Below are 7,725 nucleotides of genomic sequence, written 5' to 3' on the forward strand. Positions count from 1 at the left end.
GTCCGCGGCGACAAGGCCTACTCATCCCGGGCGATCCGGACCCACCTGCGCGACCGCAGCATCGTCGCTGTCATCCCGCAGCCATCCGACCAGATCGGCCACCGGAAACGACGCGGATCCACCGGCGCAGGCCTCCGGCCTTCGACAAAGAAGCCTACAAAGGCCGCAACGTCGTCGGGCGGAACTCCAACATCTTCAAACAGTGGCGGGCCCTGGCAACCCGGTACGACAAACTCGCACTCACCTATCGCGGCGGAGCCGTGCTCCGGGCAATCAGCATCTGGCTGACAGCCTTAGGAGACACGCCCTAGGCGAGGATTTCGCCGGTGCCTGCCGTTCGGCGTCGCCATGCGCCCAGACGCCCTGCAATGGACCGCGGCAGCGTCCTCAGTGCGGATCTTGAAGGCTCACTAGGAGATGACCGGCAAACAAACCGCGGAATAAACAAGAGCCCCATCAAGTCCTCTACGGCACGGGTGGGCTCTTGGGCCGTAGGTGTCACGCCGACATTGGATTCTCGTATTCCATGAACCACGCGGCATCCTCATCGGCCGCCAAGAGTTCGGTTCCCCACAACTCAACGATGAGGTCCCGCTGCACATCACTCAACTGCGGAAGACGCCGACGGTGAAGCCCGAACATCGCAACCCTATCGGCCCGCGCAGACTCAAGCAGCGCCAAAAAATCGCTGGACCGGCGCGGGTACTTAGTGAACAGCGTCACCGCCATCTTGTCGCTATGCTCGTACAGCCCCTCCTGGCCCGTCGCAAACAAATAGGCCCAGTAAAGGAAGAACTCGGTAGCCGTAGACAGCTCAAACTCAAAAATATCCCCAAAAGCCTTACCAGCATGCCTGGACTCAAGGTCCGACATCATCTTCCGAACGGTGCCCGTGTGCATGAGGTAAGGAGTGATGGTAGGCATCGCGGCCTCTGAGAGCTCCGAAGCCCGATCCGCTGCCCCGAACAATCCGAAAGAACCCTCTATCCAGGCACGTTGAACCTTGGGAGCGGGGCGCCGGAAAGTCTTGATCGCGGTCTCGGTAAAGAAATCACTGACTAGGGTGCGGTGCACGAAGTGGTTTTTAGCGTCCAGCACAAGGTAGTAGCGGGAGGCCAGGTTGGCCGCCACTACTAGCTTCAGGAGTTGCTGACCGCGCCAGCCCTGCGGGTCGTTATTGGGCAGTAGGTCGGTTGCTGGCACATACTCGATCTTCGCCGCCAGCTCGGACGAGATCTTGGTCTCAACGTTGGATCTTAAGAACGCCTCGACCGCAGCGTTGTCCTGACCGTTCAAGACAACGATGTACCGGCCAATACTCTCGTGGTCCAGAAGACGGTCCACCGAAATAATCTGAAGGACAGCAAGCCGCGCGTCGCCCTCGAACGTCACAGTCACAAGGTCAACATCACTGGGTTCAAGGTGCACCGCCAAAGACTAACAGAAACTAATTCGCCTCTTGCGGGCCTGCACGGGCCCGGCCGTGGCCCGCGGGTTGGTGCGGGAGCGGGACGATGACCTTGTTCTTCGACATGGCCCATCGTTGACGGCCCGGCTGTCGCCGATGTCGCGGGACGTGCCGAAGAGCGTCGCCGATGCCCCGGGACACGTGTCGTGAGTCAGCTGTCGTGCATGTCCCAGGACATGTGTCGCCTATGTCCTCAGGTCACACAGTTCGGAGAAGAGTGCGCCGACGCCGGATAAGGCCAGCGGGCCGCTGCCCTCCTGACGGGCGCCGCCCATCGGGGCGGTCCACAGTCAGGCCTGATCCTCGCCAGCGTCGGAAGCGGTGACGTCGTCCCCACCGCCCACGCATCCGCGGTACCAAGTAGGCACTCGCGCGCGCCCACGTAGCGGTCAAGTAGTGCCACGGACCAAGCACAGGCAGCCCCCTCAAAGTCGAGTAGGCACCACTCGGGTGCCCCTGGACCCCCGCTCTTACGCTCCTGAGTACTGGGTTAATCAAATCAATGTACTGATCAGAAACGGGTCTCAGCCATGCGTGATCAAACAAAACCACGGGGTTTCTACGCCCATTTTCTGGGCCGTCCGCGCCGTCTACGTATGGCTGGGGCGGCTCGCCTCCGGCACCACTGGTCTGCCAACATCCCCATAACTTCGTCCCCGCAACGCCTGCGGTCGCGGTGCGCCTGGGCAGGCTTAATAACAATGTCCCTCGCATTCGCAGGGCTGTCCACCAGCGGGATTGCCGCAGCCGACGTGGGCACGATCGCCAACGACTCCCTACGGACGGGCTGGGATCGCGACGAGGCCGGTCTCTCGCCGTCATCTGTGGCATCCTCGAACTTCGGTCGGCTATTCTCCGCCACCGTGGACGGGCAGGTTTACGCTCAGCCGTTGGTGGTCGGCGGCACCGTGGTTGCCGCGACTGAGAACAACGCGGTTTACGGGCTGGACAGCGAGACAGGTGCGGCCAAGTGGACGCGCAAGCTCGGGCCGGCGTGGCCTGCTTCGACAGTGAACTGCGGTGACCTTACGCCCAATATCGGAGTTACTTCCACCCCCGTCTATGACCCGGCATCGAAGAGCATCTTCCTGCTGGCGAAGACGAATGACGGGGCCAGTAAGCAGTTCCCGCACTGGTACATGCACAAACTGGATGTGGCGACCGGCGCGGAGAGGCCCGGGTTCCCCGTCACAATCCAAGGCTCGCCGACAAATGACCCAGGCCGACCGTTCAACCCGATGACGGCGATGCAGCGCCCGGGGTTGCTGCTCTTGGACGGCGTGGTTTATGCAGGGTTCGCCAGCCACTGCGACTACACCCCCTTCGTCGGCTATGTCGTCGGCGTATCGACAGCCGGCAAGCAGACGACGATGTGGGCGACAGAGTCAGGGAACGCCAACGCGGAGGGCGGCATTTGGCAGTCCGGCGGGGGACTCGTCTCCGACGGCCCCGGCCAGATCCTGCTGGCGACCGGCAACGGCATCTCCCCGAGTCCCGGCCCGGGCTCGAAGCCTCCCACCACCCTGGCCGAGGCTGTGGTCCGGCTCCGGGTGGGCACCGACGGCAATCTGAAGCCAACGGACTTCTTCAGTCCGGCCGACAACGCCAGGCTGAACCGCAACGACGCCGACCTGGGAGCCGGAGCCCCCCTCGCGATTCCCGACGGCTACGGCACAGCGAAGCACCCCCATCTGATGGCGCAAGTCGGGAAAGACGGCCGGGTCTACCTGTTGGACCGGGACAACCTCGGCGGCATGGCGCAGGGGCCCGGCGGAACCGACGCCGTTCTCGACATAGCCGGTCCGTACAACGGGGTGTGGGGCAAGCCTGCGTTCTTTGGGAGCAGTAGCGGTGGCTATATCTACGCCGTAGAGAGCAACGGATACCTTCGCGCGTTCAAGTTGGTGACTAGCGCTGCGGGTGGCGTCAGCCTCGCCGCCGTCGGGACCTCCGCCGGAACATTCGGGTTCAGCTCCGGTTCGCCGGCGGTGACGTCATACGGCAAAGACGGGTCCTCCGCCCTTGTCTGGGTGGTCTATGTCAGCGGAGGAACGGGTGCGGGTGCGGAATTGCGGGCCTACAAGGCACTTCCGGACGGTACTGGCCAGCTCAAAGAGGTTTTCAGCGCCCCCCTGGGGATCGGCGCCAAGTTCTCCTCGGTGGCAACCGATAAAGGCCGTGTGTACGTCGGCACTCGCGACGGGCACGTGCTCGGGTTCGGCGCCCCAACGACGTCGGCAGTAGGAGCTAAGAACTCCGATCTGGGCAACGCCAAGGTGGGTACCGCTGCAGCCGGAACCATTACAGTCACCGCATCCCGGACCGTGACGATTAGTTCCATCACCACAGGTGCACCGTTCAAGATTGGAACCTCGCTGACGTTGCCTCGGAAGGTGTCTAAAGGCGGAAATCTCGCGGTCCCCGTGACGTTCTCGCCCGCGGCTGCCGGTCAGGTTGACGGCACGCTGACCGTCAAGACCACGGACGGCGAGACCGTCCTCCTCGGCGTCCACGCCGTAGGTACGAAGGACGGCCTGGGCGCGACCCCGGGCCTGATCCAGTACACCGACGTGCCAACGAAGACAACTAGCCGGCAGACGATCAACATCGTCAACACCGGCACAACCGCCGTCAAGCTCACCCGCGTCACCCTACCAGTCAACGCGGCGCTGAAAGTGGATGCAGGCACGGCGCCGGTCGTGGGCCAGACGATCCAACCCCTCGGGTCAGTGCCGGTGTCCGTGACCTTCACCCCCACCACGGCTAAGCCGGTGACCGACTCGCTGTCGGTCGTAAGCGACCGCGGTGGGGTGACCGTCAAGATTACCGCGACGGCCATCTCCGGAACAGCGCACCTGGAGTTGCCGCGCACTCTGGACTTTGGTGACGTCCCCGCCGGGACGTCGGTTACCCGGGTTTTTCCGATCAAGAACACTGGAAACATCCCGATGACCATAACGAAGGCGAAAGCGCCGCAGGGGGTCTTCTCCACGGCAACTCCCATTTCGGAGGGCTTAAAGATCCCTGCCGGTGAGACTGCCTACCAGACAGTGACCTTTGCGCCGTCGGCCGTTGGGCAAGCCGGGTCGAGTGAGACCTTTTACCTGGTCACCGCCGATGACGGCCAGGCCGCCCAGAAGGTCATGCTCACAGGGAGGGGCACCGACGACCCCATCGCCGCCTACGGGTGGAAGATCAATGCCGGCCGCCCGGGGACGATCCTGGGCCGGATGCTGACCTCCGAGTACGCCGTGGCGGGAGGGAAGTGCCAGGACTACAACGGGGGCATGATCTGCTGGTCAGCCAAGACCGGGGCCCATGCGGTGCTCGGTGAGATCAGCAAACGCTACAGGGCCGCCGGCGGTCCGGCCGGCATACTGGGCTTCCCTATTTCCGACCAGAAGGCTTCACCGGACAAAGTGGGCCGCTACAGTGACTTCGCCGGCGCGGGCGGATCTTCGATCTACTATTCCCCGACCACCGGAGCGCACTTTGTCCTGGGCTCGATCCGGTCCAAATGGATGGCACTGGGTGCGGAGACCGGGCCGCTGGGTTATCCGATCACGGATGAGAAGCGCGCACCCGACGGGCGGGGACGGTACAACCACTTTTCCGGTGCCGGCGGTGCATCGATCTACTGGACGCCGACTACTAAGGCGCACTCGGTGACAGGGGCGGTCCGAACCAAGTGGGCGTCGCTGGGCTGGGAGACGGGCCTGGGCTATCCGACCACCGACACGACGACTTCGTCCGACAAGGTAGGGCAGTACAACCACTTCTCAGGTAAAGATGGAAGCTCGATCTTCTGGTCACCTATGACCGGCGCGCACTCCGTCATGGGTTCAATACGAGCCAAGTGGGCGGCGCTGGGCTGGGAGACAGGTCCGCTGGGTTATCCGATCACGGATGAGAAGCGCGCGCCCGACGGGCGGGGGCGATACAACAATTTCTCCGGAGCCGGTGGGGCATCGATCTATTGGACGAACGGTACCGGGGCGCACTCGGTGTATGGTGCGATCCGTTCGAAGTGGGCGTCGCTCGGCTGGGAGACGAGTCGGCTGGGTTACCCCACGAGGGACTCGTACACGGTATCCGTCGGCCGGGCTACGGATTTTCAGCATGGACGGCTGACGTGGCATGCCGCTGCCAGGAAAGTCACCGGGTAGCGGAAGCCAGCGTCGGATGGCAAAGGGCCGCACGTGGATCGGGTGCGCGCGGCCCTTTGCTGCTTGCCGGATGACGGCTTCGGAGGAGGACGATCGGCACACCCACGGGAGGTCCGCCATGACCCAGCTCGGCAAGTTTGAGAAGTACCTGATTGAGGAATTCTTCGACGACTATCGCGCCGGCGCCATGACGCTCGTGGGCTGCACGCCCGAAGAAGTCCCCCGCAGCACCGACCCCATGCCCGCGCCAACTTCGTCCTCACCGGCGCCAGGTACCTCGCCTGCGGGGTCGGTGCCGGGGGCAAAGAGTCCGCTGTCCGTTCCCGAGGGGGCGTCGGGACTCACGACGGCGACGGTGCGGTTCCCTGCGCGCGGCACCGACATCAGCGGGTACCTTGCCCGTCCCGGGAACGGCGCTGTCGGCCCCGCGGTGTTGATCTGTCACGAGAACCGTGGCCTGACGCCGCACATCCAGGATGTGGCACGCCGTTACGCCAAGGCCGGGTACGCGGCGCTGGCCCTGGACCTGCTGAGCCGGGAGGACGGGACAGCCGGCATGGACCCGGATGCCGTGCCGGGGGCGTTGACCCAGGCGGGCGCCCAGCGCCACGTCTCCGACTTCGCTGCCGCCTTCGATTACCTGAACGCCCAGGACTTTGTTGACGAGGGGCGGATCGCCATGAACGGCTTCTGCTTTGGCGGCGGGATCACCTGGCAGGCGGCGACGGCAATCCCGGGGCTGAAGGCCACTTGGGCGTTCTATGGACCTTCACCTGACCTGGACAAGGTGCCGGCCATCATGGCGGCCGTTTTTGGCGTCTACGCCGAGCTTGACCAGCGGATTACCCGTGCCATGCCGGCACTCCGGGATGCGCTGGCCAAGACCGCCGTGCCGTACGAACTGAAGGTTTATCCGGGCGTGGACCACGCTTTCCACAATGACATAGGGGAGCGGTACAACCAGGAGCAGGCCACCGCCGCCTGGAACGACACGCTGGCCTGGTTCGCCAAGTACGTGTGAGGGGCGCGTTGTTTGTGAAGCGGAGGGCCGGGGCAGGGAGCGCGGCAGGCGCACTGGCGCTTGGCGGCTGCGCTGCTGCATTACCCCTCGGCCGGTCGGCCGCAGGTGGACTGGATCCGCGTCTACAGCTGCGGCTCCGGCGCTGCTTCCCGACTCGCCTTTACACCCCGGGGTCGGCAACCGGACCGGGGGCTTTGCCGGTCTCGACGGGGGACCCTGCAGAGCGATCGGCTGACGCTTTCAGCGCGGAAAGGTGTTCCACCAGTGCCAGCTCGGGGCGTCCGGGATGCGCGGCAACCTGCTGGCGAAGCAGTTCCCGGGCGCGGTCGTGCTCCGGTGCGGTATCGGCTAGGGAGTGTCTCCTAAAACCTGGGCTGGTAGTTGGGGATGCATAATGGGTGTCCCGTACAGTGGGCTCGCATTCAGCCGTTGCTGCGGCCTTTGGTGCTGCTGGTAGCCCCCGGCCAGGGCGGAGACGCGCCGATGTTCACCCATCTGATGGACCGGCTGAAGATCAACCGATCTGGTCCGGGCAGGCCTCGCACCCGCCCGGACCGTGTCCGCGGCGACAAGGCCTACTCATCCCGGGCGATCCGGACCCACCTGCGCGACCGCAGCATCGTCGCTGTCATCCCGCAGCCATCCGACCAGATCGGCCACCGGAAACGACGCGGATCCACCGGCGGCAGGCCTCCGGCCTTCGACAAAGAAGCCTACAAAGGCCGCAACGTCGTCGAACGGAACTCCAACATCTTCAAACAGTGGCGGGCCCTGGCAACCCGGTACGACAAACTCGCACTCACCTATCGCGGCGGAGCCGTGTTCCGGGCAATCAGCATCTGGCTGGCAGCCTTAGGAGACACGCCCTAGGGACTCGCCGAACAGCAGGGTGGCCAGCGTAAAGATGGCCAGCCCGGCCAGTGCGCCCACCACCGTGCCGTTGATCCGGATGAACTGCAGGTCCCTGCCGACCTGCAGTTCGATCTTCTGCGATGTCTCTTCGGCATCCCAGCGGGCCACGGTGTCCGTGATGACCCCCGCGATGTCCGAGCGGTAGGTCTTCACGAGGT

4 protein-coding genes and 2 pseudogenes are annotated in these 7,725 nt (G+C 64.4%); 4 read left to right on the forward strand and 2 right to left on the reverse strand.

Annotation, left to right across the window (positions count from 1 at the left end):
• Window positions 1-311, forward strand: a pseudogene (locus tag Y706_RS27680) (transposase); the annotation flags it as partial.
• A 187-nt stretch (window positions 312-498) separates the two neighbouring features.
• Here Y706_RS27680 and Y706_RS0102105 read toward each other — a convergent pair.
• Window positions 499-1,428, reverse strand: a complete 930-nt coding sequence (locus Y706_RS0102105) for a DUF6492 family protein (protein ID WP_156945044.1) — start codon at window positions 1,426-1,428, stop codon at window positions 499-501.
• A 741-nt stretch (window positions 1,429-2,169) separates the two neighbouring features.
• On the opposite strand from Y706_RS0102105, the gene Y706_RS23100 reads away from it, so the two are divergent.
• The 3 genes and pseudogenes from Y706_RS23100 to Y706_RS0102130 form a co-directional block, all read left to right on the forward strand.
• Window positions 2,170-5,634, forward strand: a complete 3,465-nt coding sequence (locus Y706_RS23100) for an Ig-like domain-containing protein (RefSeq protein ID WP_052354980.1) — start codon at window positions 2,170-2,172, stop codon at window positions 5,632-5,634.
• A 118-nt stretch (window positions 5,635-5,752) separates the two neighbouring features.
• Complete coding sequence (locus tag Y706_RS0102120; protein ID WP_028275288.1) at window positions 5,753-6,655, forward strand: dienelactone hydrolase family protein; 903 nt, start codon at window positions 5,753-5,755, stop codon at window positions 6,653-6,655.
• Window positions 6,656-7,093: 438 nt separating this feature from the next.
• Window positions 7,094-7,525, forward strand: a pseudogene (locus Y706_RS0102130) (transposase); the annotation flags it as partial.
• On the opposite strand, the gene Y706_RS0102135 reads toward Y706_RS0102130, so the two are convergent.
• Window positions 7,508-7,725, reverse strand: a 218-nt coding sequence (locus Y706_RS0102135; protein ID WP_028275290.1) for a DUF445 family protein, incomplete at its 5' end; no start/stop codon positions are given. The pseudogene Y706_RS0102130 and the gene Y706_RS0102135 overlap by 18 nt on opposite strands.

The sequence above is a fragment of the Arthrobacter sp. I3 genome, from assembly GCF_000520575.1.
Classification (GTDB): Bacteria; Actinomycetota; Actinomycetes; order Actinomycetales; family Micrococcaceae; genus Arthrobacter; species Arthrobacter humicola_A.